Below are 1,952 nucleotides of genomic sequence, written 5' to 3'. Positions count from 1 at the left end.
AAAGTTCATTGCCCCTGCATCGAGGGCCGCGTAACGTTCAACCCGGCATCGCCGCTCAACGAAGTTCAACAAACTTCGGGACATCCCCCTAGAAAATTCAGGTTTCCCATCCCGCACGTAATCGCAGCATTGTGTATCGGCGGCGCCGCCGTCGGTTGGGTCTTCTCACGACTAGGCATTCCTTTGCCGTGGATGCTTGGGCCACTCCTCTTAACGGCTGTCCTAGCAGTCACGCACGGGTCTCTGAAAGTGCCGGTCGCCCTTCGATGGTCCGGGCAGATGACGATTGCGAGCGTCGTCGCTCTTAATCTCTCTCCTGTCGCGCTCATCGCGCTGGTAGAGAATGGCGTTCCTATGCTGGCTTCAGCTTTAGGCGTCATCATCCTCAGTGGCGGTCTTGCAATCGCATTGGCTCGAGGCTCCAACGTCAATCTTGCGACAGCCCTGTTCGCCACTCTCCCCGGCGGTCCCGTCGAAATGGCCGGACTGGCGCAACGCCATCAAGGTCAGCCATCACTCGTCGCTTTTGCTCAGACCCTCCGGATCGGAGCAATCGTGCTCTTGGTGCCTCCTCTCCTGATCGTTCTTGGCACGCCCTTCAAAGACGTAACGGCAGTTGCCGTCGGCTTCGATCCGGTTGGTCTTGCTCTTCTGGCCGGACTAGCATTGGGAGGCGCCGCGGCTTTGTACAGCCTCCGGAGCGCGAATGCTTTTTTCATCGGACCTCTAATCACCGTCGGCTGCGCGAGCGCATTGGGCTTCCAACTCTCGCCCATTCCGGGCCCAATCATCGCTCTTGGGCAGATCTTCCTTGGAACCTCGCTCGGAGCCATGTTCGACCGAGCCCTGATTAAATCTTCACGCAGCTTTCTGCGAATATCCATCGCGGTCTCTGGACTACTCGTCGCCTTTGGTTTCGTCCTTGCAGGTATATTCTGGAATATCTTGGATCAACCGTTTGCGATGCTTGCCTTGGCCAACGCCCCGGGAAGCGTCGCCGAAATGGCAATTACGGCTGAGGGCATGTCGCTTAACGTGGCGATCGTGACAGGTTATCATCTGGTCAGGATCTTCATCATTGTCCCCTTTGCTGAAAGCATTTTCCACGTCGTACAGCGCGCTTCGAAACTCGTGCGCTGAAGAGCTCCAGCCAGCCCTTCGCCCAAGCATGTCCATGACTGTCGGACCGAGGAGGCCGTGGGCCGCTGGGTGGAGAACCGTACGCATCCGCTGAGGGCCGCAGGGAATGGCTTTGCGATCAATCCTTGCGGTCGATCTGATCGGCGATGATCTCTTTCAGATTGTCGAGGCCGCGGTCGGTGATTCCTCTCGATCGAGAAGAAACCACCGCAGGTCAAGCCGACTGCGATCGCCAGACAGGGGCTCCCAAGACCCCGCCCACCGTGCTCGTGCCTCCGGTCGGGCTACGCCCTCCCTCCGTCACGAGCACGGCGGCGGCTTCTCATCCTGATTGTCGCGCCGCACTCGATGGGGTTCGAGGTTCGCTGTCAACGTCGGAGCAAAACCGGGCCAGTGGGGCGGAGTAAAAGCAGGCCACTGGCGTGAGGGGCACGACACAGGAAAGGGCCCGATCGGGCCCTTTCCTGTGTCGTGGGGGATGTCCTGAGGATCAGGGGTCGGTGATTTCNCTGTCAACGTCGGAGCAAAACCGGGCCAGTGGGGCGGAGTAAAAGCAGGCCACTGGCGTGAGGGGCACGACACAGGAAAGGGCCCGATCGGGCCCTTTCCTGTGTCGTGGGGGATGTCCTGAGGATCAGGGGTCGGTGATTTCGCCGGTCCCGGGATCGAAGACGTCGGCAGTGGCCTGGTTTTGCTCCGACGTGGCGGCGGCCCGGCGCGATCCGGCGGATTGTTTGAGACGATAGCTGTCGCCGTTCATCGTCAGGATGTGGACGTGGTGGGTCAGGCGATCGAGCAGTGCGCCGGTCAGC

At 60.2% G+C, this 1,952-nt stretch carries 2 protein-coding genes; one reads left to right on the top strand and one right to left on the bottom strand.

Annotated elements, in window-relative coordinates; translation table 11 throughout:
* Positions 1-1,140: AbrB family transcriptional regulator (locus VQ044_RS24945; protein ID WP_331827880.1), on the top strand; the 1,140-nt coding region annotated here is incomplete at its 5' end.
* A gap of 634 nt (positions 1,141-1,774) precedes the next feature.
* Here VQ044_RS24945 and VQ044_RS24940 read toward each other — a convergent pair.
* The coding region (locus VQ044_RS24940; protein WP_331827881.1) for an ATP-binding protein at positions 1,775-1,952 on the bottom strand (178 nt) is incomplete at its 5' end.

The sequence above is a fragment of the Aurantimonas sp. C2-5-R2 genome (assembly GCF_036549495.1).
GTDB lineage: Bacteria > Pseudomonadota > Alphaproteobacteria > Rhizobiales > Rhizobiaceae > Aurantimonas > Aurantimonas coralicida_A.
This window is presented reverse-complemented; position numbering and strand designations above follow the sequence as displayed.